This is a genomic window from Vicinamibacterales bacterium, assembly GCA_035699745.1.
Classification (GTDB): domain Bacteria; phylum Acidobacteriota; class Vicinamibacteria; order Vicinamibacterales; family 2-12-FULL-66-21; genus JAICSD01.
The window spans coordinates 17,514-42,862 of sequence record DASSPH010000042.1 but is presented as its reverse complement, the minus strand read 5'-3'; the positions used below and the strand labels follow the sequence as shown (position 1 = coordinate 42,862).

Sequence of the window (25,349 nt, the reverse complement as noted above, 5' to 3'; positions counted from 1 at the left end):
GTGCAGTAATCCGGCATCTCGGATCCGGAGCGGCCTCGGCATGATCGACCTCGCGATCACGAATCGAGCCAAGCGAGATCCTTAGGAAAACGGCGCGAATCGCGGGTGTCCGCCCAGAAAGTACGCGTTCATTGCGCTGGTGAAAACGGCGCCACCGCGCAGCAATCGCCACGCGTCAAACGAACAAGGAGCCAGACCCGGGTCTGACCCCTTCTGTCCTCTCGCGCGGACGTGCGCGGGGGAGGGTGGGGTTAGGCGGGCGGCGGCGGGCCGATCAGGTCCCAGCGGTTCCCGGCGATGTCGAGGAACACGGCGACGGGCCCGTAGGGCGCGTCGGTCGGCGGACGGAGGAACTCGACGCCGGCCGCCGTCAGGCGCTGCCAGGCGGACGCGAAGTCGTCCACGCGGAGGAAGAAGCCGACGCGGCCCGCGTGCTGGCGGCCGACGACGGCGGACTGGCTGGCGCCGTCGGCACGAGCGAGCAGCAGGCCGGTCTGTGCGCCCGGAGGGCGCACCACGACCCACCGCTTCGGCGCGCCATCCGACGTCACCGACGGCGAGTCCTCGACCAGGTCGAACCCGAGCACGTCGACGAAGAACCGGATCGCCGGATCGTACTCGTGCACGACCAGCGCGACCAGGTGGAGGTAGGCGCTCAATCCGACGATCCCGACGTCTTCAGCGCCCGGTCTCTGTCCAGGAAGCTCACGCCCTCCTTGATCCACGCTTCCGCCGGCTCTCCCTTCAGGTAGTGGCCGAACCACGCCAGAATCCGCTGGTGATAGTCGATTTGGTTCGCCTTCTGCCGCAGGCCGTGGTCCTCGCCGCCGTAGACGAGCAGCACGACGTCCTTCTTCGCGCGGCGCGCGGCGTTGTACAGCTCGACCCCCTGATGCCAGTAGACGGTGCCGTCCGCGTCGCCGACTTCGATCAGGAGCGGCGTGGTCATCGTGCTGACGCCGAAGACCGCCGAGTTGCGCGTGTAGGCGGCGAGATCTTCCCAGAGCGGCACCTGCATGCGCTGCTGGCCGGTCTCGATGTGGTCGGTCTCGGCGATGCCGGACGAGAAGTGATGGCTGCCGTAGTTGCTCACCAGGTTCGTGATCGGCGCCCCGGCGACCGCCGCGGCCATGATGTCGGTATGCGTGGCCAGATACGCGGTGTCGAACCCGCCCCAGGAATGCCCGATCATGCCGATCCGCTTCGGATCCACCACGCCCATCTGCACGACGGCGGCGACGGCCGGCCGCACGCACTCGATCACCGAGAGCCCCGGTTCGCGCGGACGGAACACGATGTCCGGCTCGAACTCGAAGTAGCCCGCGCTGGTGAACGCGGTCGCATTGTAGTACTCGCGCTCGGACGGCGCGATGTAGCGGTGCACGCCGTCCGAGACCTTCTCGTACACGTAGACGATCATCGGATACTTCCGGCCGCGCTCGTAGTTCGCCGGATACCGCAGCACGCCCTGCAGCCGCTGCCCCTTCTCGCTCCTGAACTCGACCAGCTCGGCGCGTCCCCAGGCGTACTTGGCCTGGAACGGATTGGTGGCGGTCACCGGCCTCGCATCGGCGAGGCGCGGGCCGGCAATGAAGACATCGGGCGAGTCGTCGTAGCTCTGGACGACGTACTGATACACGTCCGCGTCCTTGGCCTTCGCCAGCGCCGTCACGCGCTTGTCCATCCACGCGAGCCGCTGCGGCGACGCCGCGCCGGGCGCGAGCAGCGCGTAGCCCGACTTCTTCGTCCACGCGCCGAACATCTCGAGATACGACGGCTGCGTCAGATCGATCGCCTCCTCCTGCGGATCCAGATCGGCGTAGCGGAACGTGATCTGCTCGGCGGCGCCGTCGGTGAGCTTGACCGCCCGCGATCCGTTCGCCGCCACCTGCCAGACGTCGAACTTGTCGTAGAGCAGGACGTCGCGGTCCCCGGTCGTCCATCCGGCGACACCGAACCACGGACGCTGCACGTCGGTCGAATCCGACTCGCGATCGGCGAACGACGTCGCGATCGTCCTGGTGATGTTGGTCACGATCCGCCGGGCCGTATCGATCGTCGAGTAATGCCCGTCGAGGAAGAACAGGATGTACTTGCCGTCCGGGCTCGCGCGCACGAACCGGTCGTCGGCGCGCTCGACCACCACCGAACGCTGCCCGGTCGCCACGTCGACGAGCGCGATGGAGGCCGAGCCGAACCGCCCCCAGCTGCGATCGAGCGCCGACGCCGTCCAGCTCACCGCGCAGGCGAGGGCCGTCCCCTTGAGCGGCGTCACCTGCTCGAAATAATCCTTGCCGAGCACGACGACGGACGGCGTGTCGAGCGCCCACGCGGCAAGCAGGCTGCGCTGCCGATCGCGCGCCGCGCCGACCTTCTGTTTCGGCATCACGTCGACGTCGCGCGGGTGCCAGACGTCGACGGTCGGCGCGTCGGCCGCGTCGGCGTCCTTGTCTTTCTTCGGCGCCTTCTCGGGCCACGGAGCGATCCCCACGAAGATCCGCGCGCCGTCGTCGGACCAGGCCGGCCGGCGGAATGCGACGACGCGCCGCGCCGCACCGAGCGCGGTGTCTGCCGCCGGATCGTACTGGTGGCGCTTCTCCGCGCCGCCGACGCCGGTCCACGCCAGCACGGAATAGTTCGCGCCGTCGCGCTTGTCGTCCGTCTGCGACCTGAGGGCGGCGAGATCGTCCGCGTCGCGGCGCCAGACGAGCGCCAGATAGCGCGCCGGGGCGGAGTCCAGCACGCGCAGGGTGCCGGACGAGGGATCGAAGATCTGGACGCCGTTGCCGGCGCGATCCTCCGCGGCGATCGACAGCGCGAGCAGCCGCCCCTTGTGCTGCCACGCGGCCTCGGCGACGTTGCCGAACGTGGTGTCGCGGCCGCTGGCGAGATCGCGCACGATCACCGTGACGCCGGGCGACTCGTCCGGATCCAGTGCCGCGGCGGGATCGGGCTCGCCGCTGCGCGCCGGGGTGCGTTCGGGTGCGTAGTGGCGGATCAGGAGGTGACGGCCGTCGGCGCTGAACGCGAACGTCTCGATGTTGTCGAGCGCCGTCACCGCGCCGGAACCGAGATTCATGAGCGCGAGCTTGCGGCGGATCGGTTTCTTCTCCTTGCGCAGCTTGTCCTGCTGCGCTTCGGAGTAGCCGACCGAGGCGGCCAGCCAGCGCGAATCGGCCGAGAACACCGGCGCGCTGCCGAACGCGATCGTCCTCGTCGCGCCGTCCGCGACGGCGGCGACGCGCAGCTCGTTGTCGCCGTTCGTCCGGTTGATCGCGTACACGAGCCAGCGCCCATCGGCCGACAGCCCGCCGCGCTCACCGGTCGTCTGCAGCCGCTCCCACTGCCCGAAGTCCGCGGGCTTCGGCGGCAGCAGCGCGGCGCGGGCCGGGGATGCTGCGGCGGGGACGCCCTGTCCCGCCGGCGAGACCGCAAAGGGGGACGCGAGGAGCATCAGCCCCAGCGCCAGGGTCGCGAGCTTCATGGCGAGTCCTACTTGAACAAATCGTCGAACGCCTTCTTGGCGCTCGACGCGCTGCCGCCGGAACTGGAGGGGGCGGACTTCGTTTCACGCTCGACCGTCGTGCGCGGCTCGAAGTGGCTGCAGGTATTGCGCGCGTCCTTCGGCGAGACCCGGGCGGCGATCGGCCGCTGACACTCGAACGGCGCGCTGGTGTCGAAGTGGGCGCACTGCGCGCAGCTGTGGAGATCGCTCTGGCAGCGCGGGCACTGGCCGGCGGCGCTCCAGGCGACGGCGACGGTGAGCTCGGCGCCGCAGCGGGCGCACTTCACGACCTCGCGGAAGCCCGGCATGCTGAAGGTCTTGGGCGCGATCGGCGGCTGGCCGCGCGGCGCGTATTCCTTCCTGGCCTGCTCGGGCTTGCGCTCCCGCGGCTCGCGCGGCTCGTCCTGGTAGCCGCGCTGACGATACTTGCGCTCAGACATGGGAAACGGGGGGGATTGTAGCGCGGAACGGCCCGCCCGGCGAGCGCGTATAGTGGCCTGAGGGAGACGCCCATGATTTCACGGGTCAAGACACGCCTCGCTCCGGCCGCCGCCATCGCGCTCGCCGCCATCCTCGGCAGCGGCTGCGACATCGTCACCGCCGATCTGCGGTCGGAGGAAAGCGCCACCTGGCAGAAGTCCTATCCGCTCGACGCGAACGGCCGCGTCGAGATCGGCAACGTCAACGGCAGGATCCGCGTCGAACCGTCGTCGGGCAACACCGTCGACGTCACCGCCACGAAGAAGGCGCGCGGCGCGACGCCGGAGCAGGCCAAGGCGTCGCTGGAACGCGCCAGCATCGTCGAAACCGTGTCCGCCGGGAGCGTCAAGCTCGAGACCAAGGTCGCGCGCATGACCGGCATCGTCCTGAACGGCGGCAACCTGCAGGTCGAGTACACGGTGAGGGTCCCGGCCGGCGCCGAGGTCAGATTGACGACGGTCAATGGCGGAATCGAGATCGCGGGGCTGAAGGGACGGGTCTTCGCGGAGACCACCAACGGCGGGGTGGAAGCGCGCGGCCTCACCGGTCAGCTCGAAGCCGCGAGCACCAACGGCGGCCTCGACATCGACATGGCGGCGATCGCAGACGGCGGCGTCAAGCTCGAATGCACCAACGGCGGCATCAAGGTGCGGCTGCCCCGCGACGCCAGGGCGACGATCTCCGCCAGCATCGCCAACGGCGGCATCAGCCCCGGCGATCTTCCGATCGACATCACTGGCGAGAAGAACCGCCGGCGCCTGGAAGGGCGGCTGAACGGCGGCGGCCCGCGGGTTCAGATCGAGGGCGTCAACGGCGGGATCACGCTGACCGCGCGCTGAGCTTCGAGCGGCTCGCCGATCGGCGCTGAAGCAGCGAGAGGACCGCGGTCTCGGCCGCGGTCAGCTTCCCCACCGCCTGCACCGCGCGCGCCCGCTGCGCGACGGTCTTCATCATCGTGCCGTCCAGGTACGCGTCGATCACCGCCGGGTGCACGTAGCACTTGCGGCAGACCGCGCGCGTGTTCCCCAGCTGCTTCGCCACGTGCTCGATCGCGGCAACGACGTTCTTCTTGGCGCGCGCCTGCGAATCGACGCGCTCGTAGGCGCGCAGCAGCTGCGCGGCGAGCACCGTTCCCGCCCAGGTGCGGAAGTCCTTGGACGTGAAGTCCTCGCCGGTAATCTCCTTCAAGTAGGCGTTCACGTCGCCCGACCCGATGTCGACGACCGCGCCCGTGTCGTCCTTGTACTGAAACAGCTCCTGGCCAGGCAGATCCCGGCACTGCTTGACGATCTTCGCGAGCCGGCGATCGTCGAGCGCGAGCGCGTGCTCGACGCCGGACTTGCCGCGGAAGATGAAGCGCACCGTCGACCCCGACACCTTGACGTGGCCGTCGCGCATCGTGGTCAGGCCGAACGACTTGTTGTCGCGCGCGTACTCGTCGTTCCCCACCCGGATGAAGGTCTTCTCGAGGAGCCGCACCACCGCCGCGAGGACCTTCTCCCGCGGCAGGCCGTCGCGGCGCAGATCGGCCTCGGTGCGCCGGCGGATCACCGGCAGCGCCTGGCCGAACGCGATCATCCGTCCGTACTTGGTGTCGTCGCGAACTTCCCGCCACTTCGGGTGATAGCGGTACTGCTTGCGGCCGCGCGCGTCGCGCCCGGTCGCCTGCAGGTGGCCGCGGGGATTGGTGCAGATCCACACGTCGGCCCAGGCCGGCGGGATGACGAGCGAGCGGATGCGCGCGAGCGTCTCCTTGTCGCGGACGGCGCGCCGCTGCGCGTCGAGATACGCGAAGGCCTTGCCGCGCTTCACCCTCGTGATCCCGGGCTGCGCGTTGGCCGTGTAGACGAGCCCGGCCGCACGTGCGGAGACGAGCGGGTCCTTTGCCGCGGCAAGCGTCAGCGCCCGAGCCATCGCGCCTGCCGTGTTAGAATCGGGGCCTCCCCTGAGGCCGGCCATGAAATGCCCGCGTTGCGCGTCCACCCGCGTCTACCCCTCACGGCTTCGCGGCGTCGCCGAACAGTTGCGCCAGAAGCTGACGGATCGGCAGCCGTATCGCTGTCATGAGTGCGGCTGGCGCAAGTGGCGCGACGTCGAGTTCCTGAGCAGGAACCCGGACGTTCGCCCCGACGACCTCCGGACCGGCCGCGGTGTGGCGCCGGTGACTTCGTCGGACGTGGATACGCTCGATCCGGCATAGCACCGGATGCGGCTGCAAGCGGCGGGCCCGCGTCAGCGCAGGCGCGGGTTTCCGGCGGCATCGAGCGGCGTGCCCAGGATGAGCTGCACCACTGCGTCGTAGCTCTCGATTCCCTTCTCGACGCGATTCGCCTTGAGGTAACGGTCGTAGCTCTCCCGCGCCGCGAAGCGCAGGACGCCGCTGGTCTGCGCGTACCGCGTCCGGATGGCGACGAGGTCGATTTTCGGACCGATGTCGAGCGAGTCCTTCAGCGGGCGCGTGCCCGGCGCGTAGCCGATCAACATGAGCGCGGCGCTGTAGCGCGCCCCCGCGTCGGCACGCTGGCAGGTGAGATAGGCGACGAAGTTGGCTTCGGATTCATCCGCATAGCCGGCCAGGTGCGCCCATTCGTGCGCGATGACGAACGGCAGCTCGACGTCGAGCAGGTCGGGCGCGAGCAGGGTCTCGAGCAGGAACGGGTTGGTCATGCCGGCGATCGACGCTTTGTGGAAATACCAGCCGAGCAGCGTCGGCTTCGGCACGCCGGGGACGATCGGCGATCCGCCCAGCACCCGGTGCGCGTCCTGGAACGCCGCGAGCAGCCGGTCCCGATCGAGCGGACGTTCATGCGCCCGCACGTATTCCGCGTTCAGCGTCGCCACCGCGCGGTCCCCGAGCGCCGCGTGCGCCTCCGCCGTGATGCGCTCCTCCTCGAAGACCACCTTGTCGGACAGCGGCAGGCGGCGGTAGTTGAGTCCCCACGCCGCCAGGAACGCGAGGTAGCTCGCCGCGGCAACGCAGGCAAGCACGGTCGCGACGTGCAGCGTGCCCTTCTTCCAGCCGTATGCGCGGCTGCGGTAGACGAGCACGCCGGCGGCCGCCGCCCCGCCGATCCACAGCACGTCGAAGAGGGCGAACGGGACCAGATTCGAAACGGCGGTCAGGACGCGCTGCAGCGGCGGGAAGATGCCGTGTGAGTACCATCGTTCGACCGCGGCAGGGGGCAGCGGCAGCAGCGCCGCGATCAGCGCGATCGCGAACGCCGCCATCCAGGCGGCCCGCTTCATGTCGCCGGGCCGCCGGTGATCAGGCGTATGGCGCGCTGATAGGTGAAATACGACCACGCCCACTGCACCATCACGACCAGCCGGTTCCTGAAGCCAATCAGATTGAAGATGTGAATGAAGAGCCAGACCAGCCAGCCCAACAGCCCCTTCAGTTGAACCACCGGCAGGTCGCCCACCGCCGACGCCCGGCCGATGGTCGCCATGTCGCCGAGATTGCGGTACACGAACGGCCGCAGCGGCTGCCCTTCAATCGACCGCAGGATGTTGCGCGCGGCGTGCACGCCCCCCTGCATCGCGACCTGTGCCACGCCCGGCAGCGGACGTCCGTTCGGCCCGGTGAGCGACGCGAGATCGCCAATCACGAACACATGCGGATGGCCTGGAATGGTGAGATCGGGCTGGACGAGCACCCGTCCCGCGCGGTCCGTCGGCACGCCGAGCGTCGCGCCGAGCGGGGACGCCGCCACTCCGGCGGCCCAGAGGATCGTCTCCGACTCAATCTCCCCCTTGCTCGTGCGCACGCGCCCGTCCGCCACGTCGGTCACCGCTTCGCTGGTCCTCACCTCGACACCGAGGCGCTCGAGATCGCGCCGCGCGGCATCGCGGAGCGGTTCCGGAAAGTTCGCCAGCACCCAGGGGCCACCCTCGAGCAGGATGATCTTTGCCGATCCGGGATCGAACTGCCGGAAGTCGCGCGCCAGCGAGTGGCGCGAAATCTCCGCCATCGCGCCGGCCATCTCGACCCCGGTCGGCCCGCCGCCGATGATCACGAACGTCAACAATGGACCGCGGCGCGCCGGATCCGGCTCGCGCTCGGCGCGCTCGAACGCCAGCAGCACGCGGCGCCGGATCTCCAGCGCATCCTCCAGCGTCTTCAGGCCCGGCGCGCGAGGGCGCCACTCCTCGTGCCCGAAATACGCGTGCGTCGTCCCCGGCGCGACGATGGCGTAATCGAACGTCACTGTCGCGCCGTCGGTCAGCCAGGCCTTGCGCGCCGCGGGATCGATGCGCGCGACCTCGCCGAGCAGCACCTGCACGTTCGACTGCTTCCTCAGGATCCACCGGATGGGAGACGCAATATCCCCCGGCGACAAGGCCGCCATTGCCACCTGGTAGAGCAATGGCTGGAACACGTGATGGTTCCGCTTGTCCACGAGCGTCACGTCGACGGGCTGACCGCGGAACGCCCGCGCCGCATAAAGACCGCCGAATCCGCCCCCGACGATGAGCACGTGCGGCATGAGTTCAGTATATGAAGAGGAACGGGGATTGCTAGGATGGCAGGTATGGCTACGACCGATCGACTCGTGCGCTGGGGAGGAGCAAGGCTGTCGCGCCGGCTTTCGCGGAGCGTGCCGTGGATCGGCGGGGCGATCGCGCTGGCGACGGTCGTCTCGACCATGAGGCGCAAGGGCGTCTTCGGCGGGATGATGGACACGGGATTGAATGCGATTCCGTTCGTGGGCGCGGCGAAGAACACGGTCGAGCTGGTCCGCGGGCGGGACTTCTTCCCTGATCGGGAAATCGTCGGCCGTCCCGCGCGCCGCCGCTAGCTAGCGGGCCGCACCAATCAGCCGGGCGCCGCTCCACTCGGACGGCGCCGCGCCTTTACTGTCCCGCGCCCTGGACAGGGCTTGCATCCACGCGTCGCGTACCGCGGTTCCCTTGCTGATGGCGGCGTGGAAGGCAGTCAGCACCGGGTCGAGGACGAATCCGTCCGCCGGCGCGCGCGGCACGATCAGCGCGGGCACGCCCGCGGACGCCGCCGCCCAGGCGATGATGTCGAGCGCGCCTCCCGCGCCGGACGCCGCGAACGACGTCGCATCGGCCAGGATCAGCACGCGCGCGTGGGATGTCGCGCCGAACCAGTCCCGGACTTCCCATCGCCCATCGGTCGCGGCCGCGTCGCCGGAGCCGCTGAATACGACGTACGAGAACAGCGGCGTCGCGCCGCTCACCTGAAACGGGGCGGATGTATGAAGAACGTCGGCCGCTTCGAACGCGGCGCGGGCCGCGGCTTCGGTGGCGTCGGCTCCCGCGCGGAACGTCGCGGCCTCCGCATACAACGACCGCAGCGCATCGGCGGCGGCGCGCGCCGTCTCCACATCCGGTTCCTTCCAGGACGGCTGCGCCAGCGCGATCTGCGCGCGAATCGGCTCCGGGATCACCGGCGCGGCAAAAATCGCCGCGCTCACGGACGCTTGCGCCGGCTGATCGGCGGCGACCCGCCGTTGGGCGGCGAGCGTCGCCAGCGAGGTCGCGTAGCTGACGCGAAGCGCCGCGGCCAGCGGCGCATCGGCGACGGGCAGTGCTTCGAACGGCAGCTTCCACAACAGATCGTCGGCGACGATCACGCACCGCTCCCGTCCCGCCAGACGGGAGGCAACCGGCGTCAACAGCGAGCCCGCGAGCGGGGCCGCCTGCGCCTTCCATGACGCCGCGTCCCGCAGCGACGCCGGCTTCATCGCCTCACCGATCTGTTCGGCGAGCTTCTGGCGATCGATCGACACCACCGCCGCTTTCACGTCCGGCGTCGATTCTCCTTTCACGACCGTGAGGATCAGCAGCTCGTCGTCGCCGAGCAGGTACTCGATGACGATATGTTTGTCGTCCGGGACGAGGGCGGCGAGATCATCTGCGCCGGCACCGGCGCGCAGTCCGCGCCAGACCTGCAGCTCGGGCAGGCGTGCATAGAGGCGATTCTGCTGCTCGGTGCGCCTGGCCACCAGCGCCGCAAGCTGCTGCTGCAGCTGCGCGAGACGCGCCGAGTCCGGACCGCCTTGATCGCGCTCCGCCCGCACCTGCGCTCTCGTCGAGATCAGCTCGCGGACGATGGTCTGCTCCTCGCTCTGCTCGTCGGGCGTCATGCCTCGGGTGATGTCGCGCTGGAACGCGGCAAGCTGCACCCGGCGCACGTGCGCGCGGCGCGCTTCCGCGGCCGCGAGCGCCGCGAGGGGATCCCCCGCCGAAGCGAAGGTCATCGCCAGGCCGGTCCAGGCGGTGGCGCTGTCGTCGAGCTGACCGCGGGCGCCGGGATTGATCGGCGCCTCGGCGGCGAGCCGATCGATCGTGGCGATGCCTCGCTGGAATTCACGGCGAGCCTCGTCGAGCCTGCTCAGCTTGCGGAGCGCCTCGCCGCTGCGGACGGCGGCACGCCAGGTGAGATCCTCGCTGCGAATCTTCTCCGCGGTGGCGCCGACCGTCCGTGCGCTGGCCAGCGCCGCGGTGTGATCGCCTGCCCCGGACTCGGCCATCGACAGCCCGAGCCAGGCGCGGGCGCCGTCCTCGTCGAGCTTCTGCTCGTCGAACATCTTGATCGCGGTGCGGTAAGCGGCGATGGCGTCGCCCCATTGGTCCCGCGCCGCGTGACTGAACCCGATGCCGACCCAGGCGCGCGCGGCGCCGTCCGGCATCTTCGCTTGATCGAACCGCGTCCGGCTCTCGATGTACGCGGCAAGGGCGGCATCGAAGCGCCCGGCGAACAGTTCGATCAGTCCCAGCGTCGCCGACAACCGTCCGACGGCCACGGCATCCGCCGCCGACAGCGTCCGCGCCTCCTCGACGTTCGTACGCGCCTGCTCGGAGCTGCCGAGACGGAAATAGATTTCCCCGATGCTCTCGAGCGCGTTGGCCACCTCGCTCCTGAGTCTCGCGTCCTGACTCAGCCGGGTGCGTGCGTCGGCGAGGACCTGGCGGTAGGCGTCGAGCGCGGCGGCGAGATCCCCCTGCGCGGCGTAGACCCGCGCCAGGCCGCTGCGGGCCAGCGACGCCCCCTGCATGTCCTGGCTCTCCACCAGCACGGCCAGTCCGCGCCGGTACGACGCCGTGGCCGCATCGTAGTCGGCCTGCAGGAACTGGACGTTGCCAATGCTCACGACCGCCCGCCCGATCGCCGAGCCGTGATCCTGCTTCTCGTACACCGCCAGCGCATCGCGGTAGAAACCGAGGGCCGGCGTGTACTCGCCACGCGAATAGGCGACGGTGGCGAGGCCGAACGAGGCCGCGGCGATGGCGGTCTGATCGTCGACCTCGCGGCCGACGGCGAGCTCCTGCTGGTAGAACTCGGTTGCGGTCCGGCGGTCGCCGAGGAAGTACGCGGCCTGCGCGATGTTGTGCAGCGAATTCGTCTCCCCCACGCGATCGCCGGCGGCGCGCGAGACGTCGAGCGCCAGCCCGAACAGCTCCTTGCCGCGCACGTAATCGCGCTGGAGCGTGATCGCCATGGTCGCGCGCTCGGAAATCGCGAGCCGCGCCTGCACGAGATCGGCGCGTGGATGCCTGCTGAACAGCGCGGGACGGTCGCCAGGGGCGGCGGCGATGATCTCGTCGGCGATCTCCGCGGCAAACGGAGCGTCGCGCAGGAGCTTCCAGCCGCCGTCTTCCTTCCGCCACGACTGCGAGTTCTGCAGTGATGTGCGGGACGTCACCGCGCGGCCGTCCCGCATGACCAGGCGCGTGCGCACGGCCAGGACGCGGACGCGCGCGTCGGCCCCCTGGATCGTGACGCGCTGGACGTTGACGGTGAATTGATCCTCGCCTTCGCCGAACACGGCGGCGAACGCCTCGCGGGTCGGCCGCGGATTCGCGGACGCGCTCCAGAACGCCAGCGCCGCGTCGGCGTCTTTGCTCGCCTGCGCGTCGTAGTACTGCTGGACCGCCGCGCGCAGCGCGGTTTCCTCCGGCGAGGGCTCCGCCGGGGGCTGGGCGAGCTGGCCCCCGGCGAGCAGGCTGCACGCGAGCAGGGCTGCCAGACTGCTCATTGCAGCGTGAATCGGATCGTGATCGTCATCAGCACCGATACCGGGTGGCCGCCGAGTGTCGTGGGAGTGTAGCGCCACTGACGGACGGCATCCAGCGCCGCCTGATCGAGCAGCGGCACCGACTGAATGACGCGCGCCTGGGTCACGCGCCCGGTGGTATCGAGCACCGCTTCGATCACCACCGTCCCCTCTTTCTTCGCCTGCCGCGCGATCTCGGGATAGATCGGACGCACGTCCACGGTCTTGCGCGGCGGCACCGGCAGGTCGGCGACGCGCACCGGACCGGCCGGCTTCTGCACCGGCGGCGGGAGGATGACCCGCGGGGCATCCAGCGTCGTGCCGATCCCCGGACCGGTCGACGGTATGCCCGACGTGAGATCAGGCGGACCGGCAGCGACGTACGGCGGGCTGAGGCGTTCCTCCTCGATGGTCGGCGGCGCCGAGGTCGGCGCCGCCGAGCTCACCGGCGCAACCTCCGCCGTCCGCGGCGGCGCCGGTGCCGCCACCTCGGGCGGGGGCGGCAGCGGCGCGATCCGCACGTACTCGGGCAGCTCCACGGTGACGATCGGCAGCACGATGTTCGCCGTCAGCGGGATGACGAAGACGAGGAACAGCGCCAGCAGGTGCAGACCGATCGAAATCGGCACGCTGCCCGTCAAGTACCGCCGCAGCCCTTCTCGCATGGGTGCCTCCCTCACCCACGTTTGACACCAGCGGCCCGCGCCGGTTCCGTGTCAGCCGGTGACCGCGCGCGCCACGAACATCGCCCCGAGAATCGGCAGCATGACGATCGACCAGATGACGATGCAGATGACGCCGGCGATCAGCGCCACGATGATCGCCCGCCCCGTGTTCGAGTAGTCGAGCACCTCGCGCACGGCAATCACGCCGATCACCAGGCTCCACAACCCGACCAGCAGAGAGATCAGCGGACCGAGATACGGCACGATCGCGAGCACGTAGAACACGCCGGGCGATGCCGCGAACCCGACGACGCGGAAGGTCTCGTTGAAGTCGGCCTTGGTCGCAGGCTCGGGCATGACCTTGGTGCCGATGAGGAAGACCATCAACGCGAACACCGCGTACGCGAAGAGCGAGCCGATCAGGCCGATCACCCCGGCGACGGGCCCCGACCGGAAGATGTTGCCGATCAGCGACGCGACGCCCGCAATCACGATGACGGTGATCGCCTGCCCCATCGCGTTCTGGTCGGCTTCGATCTCGTTGAACGTCTTCACGTCGGCCTGCATCGCACCAATCATTCGTCCGGTCAGATCCGCCATCCATCCCTCCTTGGGTGCCACATTATGAACCCAGCCGTTCTTCCGAGCACGGGATTTGCTCTGGATCGGGCAGGAGGGACGAATGGCACAGGAAGGCGATATCCTCGGGCTCGGCGGCCCGATCAATCCGAACGACGATCTGACGCGCCGCGAGCACGACGTGACCGGTCTGGCGAGCGAAGAGGCGAAGCGGCGGCGCCGCATGAACGAAGGGGCCGACGAAGTGACGCCGACCGCGTCCGGAACCACTCCGGATCGCGGCCAGGGGGGCGCCGCCGGCATCGACATGGGCAGCGGGGGCGAGGGTACCGGCATCGAATAGAGGAGACGGCGGGGCCGGCCCGATATAATCGGGCATGGCCCGCACTGCTCCGCCGGAAACCTGGGGCAACTCCACCGTCCGCACCGCCTGCCCGCTGGACTGTCCCGACGCCTGCACGCTCGACGTCGCCGTCGAGCGCGGCCGCATCGTCAAGATCGACGGCGGCGACGACAATCCGGTTACCCGCAATTTCATCTGCGCCAAGGTCCGCCGGTTCGCCGACCGCATCTACGGCGAAGACCGCGTGCTCTACCCGGCGGTCCGCAAGGACGCCAAGGGACAGGGCACGTTCGTCCGCGTCACCTGGGAGGAAGCGCTCGACCTGATCGCGCGGCGGATGACGGAGATCAAGGCGCAGTACGGCGGGGAGGCGATCCTCCCGTTCTACTACGGCGGCTCGAACGGTCCGCTCACCCAGAACACCAACGACGCCGAGTTGTGGCGGCGCTTCGGAACGTCGCGACTCGCCACCACCGTCTGCGCGGCGCCGACCGGCGCGGCGAATCTGGCGCTGTACGGCAAGATGGCCGGCGTCGTCTATCAGGACTATCCGCACGCCAGGCTGATCGTGCTATGGGGCGTCAACCCCTCGGCCTCGGGCATCCATCTCGTCCCGTACGTGAAGGAAGCACAGGCGGCCGGCGCGACACTGGTCGTCATCGATCCGCGGACCACGTCGCTGGCGAAAAAGGCGGATCTGCACCTCGCGATCCGTCCCGGCACCGATCTGCCCGTCGCGCTGGCGCTGCACCGGGTGATGTTCGAAGAGGGGCACGCCGACCTGGCGTTCCTCGCCCGGCACACGGACGGCGGCGAGCGGCTGCGTGCGGCGGCGGCGCCGTGGACGATCGAACGCGCCGCGGCCGAGGCGGGCATCGACCCTGCCGTCCTGCGCCGGTTCGCCGACCTGTACGTGGCGGCGTCGCCCGCGCTGGTGCGCTGCGGCTGGGGCCTCGAGCGCAACCGCAACGGCGGCAGCGCAGCCGCGGCGGTGCTCGCGCTGCCGGCGGTCGGCGGCAAGTTCGGCGTGCGCGGCGGCGGCTTCTCGATGAGCAACTCCCTCGCCTTCGGCCTGAAGGCGGCGCAGTGGATCGACACCCCGGAGCCGGACACGCGGCTCGTGAACATGAACCACCTCGGCCGCGCGTTGACCGAGTACTCCGATCCGCCGGTCAAGATGCTGTTCGCCTACAACTGCAACCCGCTGGCGACGATGCCGGACCAGAACCGGGTGCTGGAGGGGCTGAAGCGCGAGGATCTCTTCACCGTGGCGTTCGAGCAGGTGTTCACCGACACCACGCGCTACGCCGACGTCGTCCTGCCCGCGACGACGTTCCTCGAGCAGTACGACATCGCCAAATCGTACGGGCCGATCAGCCTGCAGCTCGTGCGGCCGGTGATCGAGCCGCGCGGCGAGGCGCGCACCAACGCGCAGGTGTTCTCCGCCATCGCGGAGCGCCTGGGGATCGGCACCGAAGAGGACGACATCGACACCCTGCTGCGGATCACGTCGCGGATGGGAACCGCCGGCCGCGAGCTGATGGAGCGCGGCGTCGCGACCCCGCCGCACGACGGCGCGCCGGTTCAGTTCGTCGACGTGTTCCCGCTCACGCCGGATCGCAAGGTGCACCTGTTCCCGGAGGCGATCGCCGGGGATGCGCCCGCCGGGCTGTACGGGTATCAGAGCGATCCGGCGACCGAGCGCTTCCCGCTCGCGCTCATCTCGCCGGCGTCCGAGAAGACGATCTCGTCGACGCTGGGCGAGCTGCGCGAGCGCGCGGCGGTGCTGCACATGAACCCGGAGGACGCGGCGGCGCGCAGCATCTCGCAGAGCGACGCGGTGCGCGTCTTCAATCACCTTGGCGAGCTGCATTGCCCGGCCAACATCACCGCCGACGTGCGCCCCGGCACGGTCGCCTTCTCCAAAGGCGTCTGGCGCAAGAACACCTACAACGGATCGACGTCCAACGCGCTGGTGCCGGACACGCTGACGGATCTGGGCGGCGGCGCCTGTTTCAACGACGCCCGCGTCCAGGTCGCGCTGCTCGGCCGGCACTGAGCACGTCGTGAGCGCGGGCGCTGAGTGCGATCGCGATCACGACTGCCACCGATCCGAGGCCAGGTCGCGACCGCGAACGGCGCTGCGATTCCCTAATAGCTGAAGAAGAAAATCAGATCGATCCCGGCGCGCTCGACGCGGCGCTGCGTCAACCGGTTGGCGACGCCGCTGGTTTCCGGCGAGATGCGGGTCTCGGCGCGGAGGAACCTCGCGAGCTGGTACTCGAGCATGAACTCGGTGAAGCTGCGCTGACCGAACTGCTGCCGGAAGCGGACGAAGGCGCGATCGCCGACCTGCTTGCCGAGCGTCACGCCGCCCGCCGTCTCGCCGGTCTCCGGGTCCGACGTCGTGATCTCGAAGAGGTCCACGTCCAGGGCGCGGCCGATCGACTTGCCCAGTGACGAGGCGACGAAACCGCTGGCGATGCCGCCGGCGGTCTCCGCCAGCGAGGCGCGCTCGCCGGTGCCCAGCTCGTTCACCGATCGATTGAAGACGATCAGCGAGAGGATGTCGGCCTCGTCGAGCGGCGGGTTGCTGCTCAGCGCGATCTGCGGCGCGCGGGCGGTGCCGGTGACGTTGATCCGGGCGGTGACGCCGGTGTTCGGGATCAGCCGCTCGGCGGTGAGGTTCAGGTCGGGATTGATCTGCGGCAGGCCGTCGAAGCGCACCTCGCCGCCGCGCTGGATGGTGAAGCGCCGCCCCTGGAACTCGTAGAAGCCGCGGACCGTGTTGGCGGTGCCGCGCACCAGCAGCGGTCCGTTCTCGCGCTTGTCGACCTGCAGGTCGGCGCCGATCGTCGCGTTGACGCTGCCGACCTGCGACGCATTCGCCCCGCCCGGCCGGATGTCGTCGCCGCGGACGATGAAGTTGTCCGGCGCGATGACCCGGAGGTTCAGCTCCAGCGCCGAGAAGATGCCGGTCTGCGGCGCAACCGCCGGCGCGCTCGCCTCCTGCGCCGGCGCGGCGCCGGCGCCGATGTCGCGGCCGCGCGCGAACGCCTCGCGCGTCGCCTCGTCGGCCCCCTTGTGGCTGACGACCGTTTCCTGCGCCGAAACCACGTCGGGCAGCGCCTCCTCGGAGTAGGCGTTGCTGAACAGCAGCAGCACCCGGTCCAGCTCGATGCGCGCCGCATCGGTCCGGATCTCCCCTTCGAGGCGCGGCTTCCGCACTTCGCCGGTGAGCTTGAGGCGCGTCTGCACGTTCAGCTCGCCGAGCTCGTTGTCGAGCACCTGGAAGTCGTCCGAGTCGATCGACATGTTCACCGCGCCCGGCTGGCGTTCGTGCACGGCGAGCTCGCCGCTGATCGTCAGCGGGTGTCCGTTCTCGTCCAGCACCCGCAGGTTGGCGACGCGCACCCGGTCGCCGGTGAGATCGACGCGGGTCGTCAGGCCGCTGAAGCCGACGCCGGACTGCACCACCTGGAACGCGCCGTTCTGGATGTCGACGTAACCGTTGAGATGCGGGTCGCGGCCCGATCCGGTGACGCGGACGTCGGCCTGCAGCGTGCCGGTGACGCCGGTGAGCTGATTGGTGAACCCCTGAATCAGGCCGAGATCGATCCGCGAGGACTGCACCTGCAGATCGATCTGATCGCCGGGGGCCGTCGCCACGTGGGCGCCGGGCGCGGAGGGCTGCGATCGCAGCGCGCTCATCGGCACGGTGCCCTTCGCGGTCAACTCGACTCCCGGCCCCTGCACCAGCCGCGCGTCCACGCCGATGCGATCGTTCTGGAAAGTGCCGTCCACCGTCAGCGACTGATACGTGAACCGCTGGAAGGCGCCGTCCAGGATCGAGGCGCGCCCGGTCACCGACGGCGCGTTCGCCGATCCGGCAATCGTCGCGTCGGCATTCAACCGGCCGGTGAAGCCGCGGTTCTGCAGCGCGAGCTTTTCGATCTGCGCGACGTCGACGTTCTGTGCGCGGACCTTGATGGCGCCAATCTCGGGATTGTCGCCGAGCGAGAAACTGCCGTCGACGTCGAGCGACTGATCGCCGTTGACCAGCTTCACGCCGAGCATCTCGACGCGATTGGCGCCGTACTTGACCGTCGCCTCCGCGCCCGGCGCGGTCCGCCATTCGACTCCCTGCGTGCGCAGGGCCAGCGATGGCAGGTGCAGCTCCTGGTGATCGGGATGGAAGATGACCTTGCCGGACGCGTCGAGCTCCCGCGTGCCGCTCGCGTCGCCGCCTGCCGCGGCCGCCGCGGCGCCGCCCGAGGGCCCCTGCGCGACGTGAGTCGTGAAATCGAGCGTCCTGTCGGCGTACGTGGTCGTCGCGGTGAGCGTATTGATCTGCACGTTGCCGAGCTGCACGAACGTGCCGCTCGTCTCGGCCTGCACCTTGGCGCGCGGGAACTCGAGGTTCGGCACGGTGACGGTGTAACGGCTGTTCAGGTCGAGCGCCTTGTTGTCCTCGTATCCGACGTTCGACCCGTTCACCGTGCCCGCGATCGTCAGCGACGAGGCGTTGCCGGTGACGGTGCCGTCGAGGACGGCGGATCCGGCGAGCCCTTTCTGGTTGGCGAGGGCGCCGAGCCGCTCGAGATTCGCCGCGGACACGTGGTACTGGAGATTCGACTGCCCGTTCTGATCGAGCGCGATCGGCCCGGACGCGGTGACCTCGATGTCGGGCCCCTTGACGCTCGCCTGACGCAGCGTGCCGCGGCGGTTCGCGTACTGCCCCTGGACGTCGGCGGTATCGATCTGCAGGCCGCCGACCTCGCTCTTCGCCAGCGTGACGCGTCCGTCCGCGGTGACCGCGTCGGGCGTGATCGGCGCGGACGTGTCGGCGACGGAGAAGCTGGCGTCGACGGTGCCGCTGACATTGCCGTGGTATCGCGGATTGGCGGCGATGCGCCCCGGGTCGAACCCGCGGAACTCGCCGTTCGCGCGGCCGGAGAGGCGGGTGCCGGCGACGTGCGCCTCGTACTGCATGCGCGGCAGGGAACCGCCGAACACTTCGGAGTCCGTCGCGGTGCCGCTCGCATCGATTCGCGCCTGCCCTGGTCCGGCTCCGCCGCCTTTCACCTCGAATGTCGTGTCGAGACGGCTGTCGTACTCCGGTTTCGCCAGGGCCGCGATCTCGAACGCTTCTCCGACCCGGCGCAGGTTGACGTTGCGGACTTCGCCGCGCGCCGCATAGGCCAGCGACTGCAATCCCGCCTTCCCCGGCCCGGATGTCATCGCGAATTCGGCGGACGTGCCGCTGACGATCGTTCCACCGGCGAGCGAAGACTCGGCCAGCGTCGCGCTGCCCTCGATCGCCGTCGTCCGGCCGGCGGACCCTTTGACGTGATAGGCCGTGGCGTTCAGGTCGGTTGCGATGCGCGGCGCGCTGAGGTTCCGCGGCAGTCCGGCGAGGTTGATGCGCGACGCGCTGCCGGCGAGATCGAACTGGAGCGGCTGCCCGGCGGCCGGCGGCAGCAGGATGAACCCCCTCGTGGTGGCGCTCCCGCCATACGCGTTGGCCCGGCCGTCGAGCCCGATGCGCCGGCCGGCAAGGTCCGCCCTGACGCGGACGCCGCTGGCCGTGTATCCCGCCGCGACGACCCGCGGCCCCTCGAAGACGACGCGTCCGCGCAGCCGATCCAGGGCCGGCGCCTGCGCCGGGGCGCTGGCGACGCGGAGATCGACCTCGGCACGGCCGGTGATGTCGCTCTTCTGCGCCGGGTTCTTCAGCAGCGGCGCCAGGTCCAGGTGCTGCGTCGTGACGTGTCCTTTGACGCCGAGGTCCGGAGCCTTGACGTCGGCGGTCACGGTTCCGCTCACGTCGCCCGCTTCGGACTTGACGTTCAGCGCGAGCTTCAACGCATCCTGCGGTCCGTCGGCTCTGACGTCGAACGAGGGGTGCAGGTCGTATCCCTGCACCACCGGCAGCACGCCGCCGAACTCGGGGAGCGACAGCGACGGCGACGAGGCGGTGATCTGCAGCGACGGCGCGCTCAGGTAGTTGCGGACGACGCCGTCCACCGTCAGCGAGCTTTGCCCCGTCTGCACGAACAGCTTCTCGACGTTGAGATCGTCGTCTCGCGTCCCCACCCGTCCGGCGAGCTTCTGCAGCGTCAGGTCCGGCGCCTTGCCGCTGAACGACAGGTGATCCAGCGTGACGCTGTAGTGCACCGGCGCGTACTCGAAGCCGGCCTTCACGTTGAGGGCGTCGATGCGCGAGGGAATCCGGAAGGAGGGCGACGGCGCGCGGTCGTCGACCACCGCCCTGCCGTTGACGATCTCGATCGACGGCAGCGAGACCGGGCGCCGCGGTCCCTGCCGGTCCGCTTCCTGCGCCTGCTTCCTGGGCAGCCGCGCCAGGTTCCAGCCCCGCGCATCACGCCGGGCGAGGACGTAGGGCTCCTCGAGCCGGATCTCGCGCACGGTGACGCCTTGCGACACCAGCTCGGCGACGCTGTACTTGATCTCGACGGACTTCAGCGTGAGCACGCGCTCGCCGTCCACGTCGATGGCGACGTCGCCGAGCCGCACCCCGTAGAAGAGATTGCCGCCGAGGCTGCCGACCGACACGGTGCCGTTGACGTACTGCCCCGCCTGGCGGACGACGTACTTGCGCAGCCAGTCGCGGAACCACGGCGTCTGCGACACGATCAGCGCCAGGGCGATGATGCCGATGAACAGCGTGCCGACCAGCGCCACGATCTGCAGCGTGCGCCGCATGTATTTCTTCGCCGGAGTGATGCGCCGTTGCAGCATGGGTCAGAACGCCTGGCCGATGGAGAAATGGAAGCGGAACCGGCGTGACTGCTCCTTGCCGTCGATGAGCAGTCCCGGAACCGGATTGACCTGATACCCCAGGTCGGCGCGGATCGGCCCGATCGGCGTCATGTAGCGCAGCCCCGGGCCGACGTCGTACCGCAGCTGGTTCACGTTGAAGTCCCACGCGTTGTTCCACACGTTGCCCGCGTCGGCGAACAGCACGGCGCTGAGATTCCCCCACACCGGCGCGCGCAGCTCGGCGGAACTCTCGAACATCGTGTGGCCGCCGATCGGGAAGCCGTTGTACAGCGGCGAGACCTCGAACCGGCCCCAGCCGCGCAGGCTGCTCGAGCCGCCGAGAAAATAGCGGCGGAAGAACGGCACCCGCAGGTTCTCGCCCCGCGGCGTGCCGATCGATCCGCCCCGCGCCTTCACCGCAATCACCGCGAGATCCCCCAGCGCCAGGTAGTAGCGCCCCTCGAGGATCAACTCGGCGAAGTCGTAATCCCCGCGCAGCAGGCTGCCGGCGCGTTCGAGGTGCGCGTCGAGCGTGTAGCCGCGCCGCGCGTTGACGGTGCTGTCCGCCGTGCTGCGATGGACGTCCAGGTCCACCGACGACAGCCGCCCGCGCGCCTTCCCGTTCAACGGATCGAGGCCGAGCGAAATCAGCAGATCGTGGGCGGTCGGATCGCGCAAGGCGATCTCCGCGACGTCATAGCTCTGGAACTCGTTCGTGTAGGTCAGCGACAGCGAAGTCTGCCCCTGGCGCTGCGACAGCGGCCCGCGGCGCGCGAACGTGCGCTCGAACGACACGCGGCCGCCGCGCGTGTTGAGCGTGTAGGCGGGCTCGTCGCGGAACCACGACTGCGCGGTCGCGACCATGTTGTAGCGCGGCCCGAACAGGTACGGCTGGCGGAAATTGACCCGCCCTCCCTTGCTCAGCGCCGAGTAGCTGCCTTCGAGCTGCAGGGTGCGCGCGCCGCCGAAGAAGTTCACGTGGCGCCAGTCGATCGACGCGCGTCCCTTCTCTTCGCTGCCGTAGCCGAGGCCGAAATTCACCTTGCGGTGCTTGCCTTCGGTGACCGTCACCTTCACCGGCACCGTTTCCGGCTGCTCCCCCTCGCGGATCACCGGCTCGATGTTCGCGAACTGGAACGTCTCCAGCGAATAGAGGCGGCGCTGACTCTCCTGCAGCTGCGACAGGCGGAAGCGACGGTTCGGGCGGAACGTCAACTGGCGCACGACCACGTTGTCGGACACCGACGTGTTCCCCTCGACGTCGATCTCGCCGTAGCGCGCCAGCGTCCCCGGCGTGGTCGCCAGCGTGACGACGCGGGCGCGCTCGGTGGTGCCGGGACGCTCGGTCAACCGGACCGTCGCATACGGGTACCCGTGATCCTTCACCTCGTCGAGCGCGGTTTCGCGCGACGCCTGCGCCAGCGCGCGATCGAGCGGCGCGCTGGTCTTGAGCGGGAGCCGCCCCTTCAACTCGTCCAGCTCCCCCGGCGGCAGCACCTCGAAGCCCTGATATTCGAGCGCCTCGACGACGATCGGTTCACCTTCTTCGATGTTCACGGTGACGTCGACGGCATCCTGCTTGTCGCTCATCTTCACGTCGAACGACGCGACCTTGGCATCGGGGAAGCCGCGATCGCGGTAGAAGGCGACAATGCGCTTCAGATCGGCTTCGAACTGCTCGCGGGTGAAGTAGTGCCTGGCTCCCCAGGGGAGCTTCGAGCTCTGGATCGTGGCCAGGACGTCCTTGATCTGCCCTTCCTTGACCGCCTTGACCCCGGTGAATTTCACCGAATTGACCCTGACGGCCCCCTGCTCCCCCTCGACACAGCCCGCGGTGGCCGCCGCCAGCGCGAAAAAGAGAACCGCGAGGCTGCGGCGGGCAAAGAAAAAAGGCACGTGATGGGGTGCTACCACATCACGTGCCAAGGCTGGGGAGCCTTCCGGTCTGCCCCGGGCAGGCCGGCTATTCGCGCGTAATTTCGGGCTTTCCGCCCGAGACCGAGAGCATGATGCCGAGCCCGACGGCAATCACGAGGCCGATGACGACCCAGACGGGGGACACCTGGCTGAGGACACCTCCGTACCAGAGCGCGGCCACCGCGCCCCCCAGGAGGATGAAATACCCGATCAGATACATGTTGATGAAGCGCATGGTACCTCTCGGTTGTTCGGCGCCGGCGGCCGGCGGCCAGCGGTCCATCGCCGGACCGCTGACCGCCCACCGCCGGTTGCCAGCGTCCTACTTGGTAAGCCTCACCACCAGCGCCGCGCGGCGGTTCAGCCGGCGCGTCTCCTCGCGGGAGTTGTCGTGCTTCGGCCGCTCCTCACCGTAGCTCACGGTGCGGAACCGGCTCGCCGCGATGCCGCGGCTCGACAGGTAGTCGCGGACCGCGTTGGCGCGGCGCTCGCCGAGGGCCAGGTTGTATTCCGCCGTGCCGATGTTGCAGGTGTGGCCTTCGATCTCGACGTTGACGTCCGCGTTCTTCTGCAGCACCGCGACCGCCTCGTCGAGCGCGCGCACCGCTTCCGGCCGCAGGCTGTAGCGGTCGAAGTCGAAGTGCACGTCCTCGAATGTGACCTGCTGGACCACCGGGCGCACCACCTGGATGTTGACGGTGTCGCGCGCCGTCTTGCCGTCGCTCGGACAGGTCACCGTCACGGTCACCGGCACCGGGCCTTCCTGGTTCGGCGCCGTCCACGGCGTGCTCTGGCCGCTCGGGTTGGTGAACGTGCCGGTCGGCGCGGTCCACGCGTAGGTGACCGTGCAGCCGATCGAGCTGTTCGCCACCGCGCTCACCGTGGAGGTCTTGCCGACTTCCACCGTGCACGGATTGCAGTTGGCGCGCACCGACAGATCGTGTGTGGGCGGCGGCGGGGGCGGGGGCGGCGGGGGGGGCGGCGGCGGCGGGACGTAGACGCGCACGCCGGGGTGATACCCAATGCGCCCGACGATGTCCATGCGATCGCCGGCGCCGTTGGTGTACTGCCCGAGGTATTCGTCGCGCTTGTCGACGGTGAAGCGATAGGTCCAGCCCAGACCGGCGAACACGCCGTTGCTGCCCTGCCAGGTCAGCCCGAGATTGAAGTTGAGCGGGTTCTTGACGTCCGACTCGAAGCCGACGGGGAGGAACGATCCGTCCGTCGCGAGCATCACCTGCTTGGTGCGCAGCGTGTCGTCCGCGTAGAGCTCGCCATCGAGTTCGGCGGTGAGGCGCAGCGAGCGGCGCGACGGCATGCCGGCGCCGATGCCCCAGCGGAAGGCGTTGGTCGTCTCGACTTGGGCCGGGCTGCCGCGGACGATGTAGCCGCCGTAGCCGGAGAACTCGACGCGCTGGTTGAATTCCTTGCTCAGGATCGCGTCGATGGCGAAGTCCGCCTTGCCGGTGCTGACGCCGCCGTCCTTGTCACCGGTCGGCACCTTGACCATGCCGCGCAGCGCGAACGCTGCCGGCTGCTGCCGCCACTGCGAGGTGAAGTTCACCTTCGCGCCCAGCCAGAGATCGCCGAGCTGGTTGCCGCTCCAGGTGTCGTTCATCAGCGGATGCTGCGGGACGACGCCGCCGGCGCGCGGCATCGACGAGAGGAACAGCGGACGGATGTCGCGATCGATGCGCGAGACGAGCACCCACGAGCCGAAGATCTCCGCCCGATCGCCGACGCCGACGCCGAACGTCAGCGGCCAGTTGGAGACGTCGGTGAAGCCCTGGTTGTCGTCGAAGTTGACGCGGTAGGCGCTGAGCGACCACTTCTTGCGCGGCAGCACCTCGCCGGTGGGCACGTACCACAGGCCGGTATCGCCCATGAACGTCGTCGTCGCCGGACGTGTTTCGCTGTCCGACGTGGTGGTGGACGCGGCCGGCTGCGCGGCGGTGGTACCGCCCGTGGTGCCGCTCTGAGTCGTCGCAGTGCTCTGGCCGGCGGCACTTGACGCGACGGCCACGGTCAACGCGGCGGCGATCGCTACCCGATTCAACATGCGCACATCTGCCTCCCAACAAACTCGCACAGGCCGGCCCATGCCGGCCCCGTTCACGGGCCGGATCAGCGTTCCGGCCCGCGGCGCACTACTCGCCGCTCCGCATCGTCTCGTCGGTCATGCTCACCGGTGCCGGCGAGGGCTCCGGAGCCGGCTCGACGAGGCGGCCGCGGCCGCCGCGGCTGATCTGTCCGCCCTTGCGCCCGGCATTGCGGGCCTCGTCGGACGTCCACTCGTGCGCGGTTCCCTTCTGGTGCGCGGCGCGTCCCCCCTTGCTGGCAATCTCGCGCTGCTTCTCCGGGGACATCGAGGCGAAGCCGCGGCGTTCCTTGCGTTCTCCGTTATTCATCATACGGTCCTTTGCGTTCGTGCCCCGCACAACGTACGGAGCGGGGTTCGGTTCTGCCGGCGGATCTTGGACCGGCGCGGGCTCCGGCTCGGTCGGGGGCGTCTCGGGGGCGTCCTGGGGTTCCTTCGACGGGTCCCCGCCCTGTCTGGTCTCCATCACACAAACCTTCCGGCCGGGCTGTAGTTCAAAGGCTGTGCCAGCCGAAGGCCGGCGCGGAGGGGCTGCGCCTCCCGCAAGTCGAAGCAAATCGCGGGGATAGCGGACGACCCGTACGGAGCCGACTGAACGCTGGAGCGAATCGCTACACCTGCGGCTGTAAGGCAATACATGAGGTTCGGGATGGGGTACCATGGGCGGCATGGCGCCCCGCATCGTGATGTGCAAGAAACTGCAGCGTGAACTTCCCGGACTCGACACCCCGCCCTGGCCAGGCGAGCTCGGTCAGCGCGTCTACGAGAATATTTCCGCGGACGCGTGGAAAATGTGGGAAGAGCGGATGAAGATGATCCTGAACGAGTACCGCCTCATGCCCTGGCAGAAAGAGGCGCAGCAGCTCGTGGCCAAGCACATGGAGGATTTCTTCTTCGGCGAAGGCGCGGCGCTCCCGCCCGGATACGTTCCACAACAAGGCAAACAGTAGCAGCT

20 protein-coding genes are annotated in these 25,349 nt (G+C 69.4%); 6 read left to right on the top strand and 14 right to left on the bottom strand.

Annotation, left to right across the window (positions count from 1 at the left end; translation table 11 throughout):
• Positions 1-251: 251 nt before the first annotated feature.
• The 3 genes from VFK57_08715 to VFK57_08705 are packed head-to-tail and all read right to left on the bottom strand — an operon-like array spanning position 252 to position 3,945.
• Positions 252-659: a VOC family protein gene (locus tag VFK57_08715; protein ID HET7695774.1), complete on the bottom strand. Its 408-nt coding sequence runs from the start codon at positions 657-659 to the stop codon at positions 252-254.
• Complete coding sequence (locus tag VFK57_08710) at positions 656-3,484, bottom strand: prolyl oligopeptidase family serine peptidase (GenBank protein ID HET7695773.1); 2,829 nt, start codon at positions 3,482-3,484, stop codon at positions 656-658. Before VFK57_08710 ends, VFK57_08715 begins: the two co-directional genes overlap by 4 nt.
• 8 nt (positions 3,485-3,492) lie before the next feature.
• Positions 3,493-3,945 carry a hypothetical protein gene (locus VFK57_08705; GenBank protein ID HET7695772.1) on the bottom strand — a complete coding sequence of 151 codons (453 nt, stop codon included), beginning with the start codon at positions 3,943-3,945 and terminating at the stop codon, positions 3,493-3,495.
• 72 nt (positions 3,946-4,017) lie between these two features.
• Here VFK57_08705 and VFK57_08700 point away from each other — a divergent pair, with 72 nt between their 5' ends.
• Positions 4,018-4,824 (top strand): DUF4097 family beta strand repeat-containing protein, encoded by an 807-nt coding sequence (locus tag VFK57_08700; protein ID HET7695771.1) that lies wholly within the window; start codon positions 4,018-4,020, stop codon positions 4,822-4,824.
• Here VFK57_08700 and VFK57_08695 read toward each other — a convergent pair.
• Positions 4,805-5,899, bottom strand: a complete 1,095-nt coding sequence (locus tag VFK57_08695; protein HET7695770.1) for a hypothetical protein — start codon at positions 5,897-5,899, stop codon at positions 4,805-4,807. The two genes, VFK57_08700 and VFK57_08695, sit on opposite strands and share 20 nt — an antisense overlap.
• A 43-nt stretch (positions 5,900-5,942) precedes the next feature.
• Between VFK57_08695 and VFK57_08690 the strand changes: the two genes are divergently transcribed.
• Positions 5,943-6,185 (top strand): hypothetical protein, encoded by a 243-nt coding sequence (locus tag VFK57_08690; GenBank protein ID HET7695769.1) that lies wholly within the window; start codon positions 5,943-5,945, stop codon positions 6,183-6,185.
• Positions 6,186-6,217: 32 nt separating this feature from the next.
• On the opposite strand, the gene VFK57_08685 is transcribed toward VFK57_08690, so the two are convergent.
• Positions 6,218-7,231, bottom strand: a complete 1,014-nt coding sequence (locus VFK57_08685) for a DUF3810 family protein (protein ID HET7695768.1) — start codon at positions 7,229-7,231, stop codon at positions 6,218-6,220.
• Positions 7,228-8,472, bottom strand: a complete 1,245-nt coding sequence (locus VFK57_08680; GenBank protein ID HET7695767.1) for an NAD(P)/FAD-dependent oxidoreductase — start codon at positions 8,470-8,472, stop codon at positions 7,228-7,230. Before VFK57_08680 ends, VFK57_08685 begins: the two co-directional genes overlap by 4 nt.
• A gap of 45 nt (positions 8,473-8,517) precedes the next feature.
• Here VFK57_08680 and VFK57_08675 point away from each other — a divergent pair, with 45 nt between their 5' ends.
• A complete protein-coding gene (locus tag VFK57_08675; GenBank protein HET7695766.1) occupies positions 8,518-8,784 on the top strand; it encodes a hypothetical protein in 267 nt (88 codons plus the stop codon).
• Here VFK57_08675 and VFK57_08670 read toward each other — a convergent pair whose 3' ends face one another.
• The 3 genes from VFK57_08670 to VFK57_08660 are packed head-to-tail and all read right to left on the bottom strand — an operon-like array spanning position 8,785 to position 13,274.
• The gene (locus VFK57_08670; GenBank protein HET7695765.1) at positions 8,785-11,991 is read right to left on the bottom strand and encodes a tetratricopeptide repeat protein; all 3,207 of its coding nucleotides are present in this window, start codon (positions 11,989-11,991) and stop codon (positions 8,785-8,787) included.
• Entirely contained in the window at positions 11,988-12,674 is a 687-nt protein-coding gene (locus VFK57_08665; GenBank protein ID HET7695764.1) for an energy transducer TonB, read from the bottom strand. Before VFK57_08665 ends, VFK57_08670 begins: the two co-directional genes overlap by 4 nt.
• A gap of 51 nt (positions 12,675-12,725) precedes the next feature.
• Positions 12,726-13,274: a YIP1 family protein gene (locus VFK57_08660; GenBank protein ID HET7695763.1), complete on the bottom strand. Its 549-nt coding sequence runs from the start codon at positions 13,272-13,274 to the stop codon at positions 12,726-12,728.
• An 82-nt stretch (positions 13,275-13,356) separates the two neighbouring features.
• Here VFK57_08660 and VFK57_08655 point away from each other — a divergent pair, with 82 nt between their 5' ends.
• Together VFK57_08655 and VFK57_08650 are read left to right on the top strand one after the other, a co-directional pair.
• Positions 13,357-13,596 (top strand): hypothetical protein, encoded by a 240-nt coding sequence (locus VFK57_08655; protein ID HET7695762.1) that lies wholly within the window; start codon positions 13,357-13,359, stop codon positions 13,594-13,596.
• A gap of 34 nt (positions 13,597-13,630) precedes the next feature.
• The gene (locus VFK57_08650) at positions 13,631-15,655 is read left to right on the top strand and encodes a molybdopterin-dependent oxidoreductase (protein HET7695761.1); all 2,025 of its coding nucleotides are present in this window, start codon (positions 13,631-13,633) and stop codon (positions 15,653-15,655) included.
• 92 nt (positions 15,656-15,747) lie between these two features.
• Here the strand turns inward: VFK57_08650 and VFK57_08645 are convergent, their stop codons facing one another.
• From VFK57_08645 to VFK57_08625, 5 genes are all read right to left on the bottom strand, one after another.
• A complete protein-coding gene (locus VFK57_08645) occupies positions 15,748-20,358 on the bottom strand; it encodes a translocation/assembly module TamB domain-containing protein (GenBank protein ID HET7695760.1) in 4,611 nt (1,536 codons plus the stop codon).
• Positions 20,359-20,361: 3 nt separating this feature from the next.
• Positions 20,362-22,275: a BamA/TamA family outer membrane protein gene (locus VFK57_08640; GenBank protein ID HET7695759.1), complete on the bottom strand. Its 1,914-nt coding sequence runs from the start codon at positions 22,273-22,275 to the stop codon at positions 20,362-20,364.
• A 67-nt stretch (positions 22,276-22,342) separates the two neighbouring features.
• Entirely contained in the window at positions 22,343-22,531 is a 189-nt protein-coding gene (locus tag VFK57_08635; protein ID HET7695758.1) for a hypothetical protein, read from the bottom strand.
• A gap of 87 nt (positions 22,532-22,618) precedes the next feature.
• Positions 22,619-24,355, bottom strand: coding sequence for an OmpA family protein (locus tag VFK57_08630; protein ID HET7695757.1), 1,737 nt, complete (start codon positions 24,353-24,355; stop codon positions 22,619-22,621).
• Positions 24,356-24,443: 88 nt separating this feature from the next.
• On the bottom strand, positions 24,444-24,704 hold the full coding sequence (locus VFK57_08625) for a KGG domain-containing protein (GenBank protein ID HET7695756.1): 261 nt from the start codon (positions 24,702-24,704) through the stop codon (positions 24,444-24,446).
• Between the two features lie 349 nt (positions 24,705-25,053).
• Here VFK57_08625 and VFK57_08620 point away from each other — a divergent pair, with 349 nt between their 5' ends.
• A complete protein-coding gene (locus VFK57_08620; GenBank protein ID HET7695755.1) occupies positions 25,054-25,344 on the top strand; it encodes an oxidative damage protection protein in 291 nt (96 codons plus the stop codon).
• Positions 25,345-25,349: the final 5 nt, after the last annotated feature.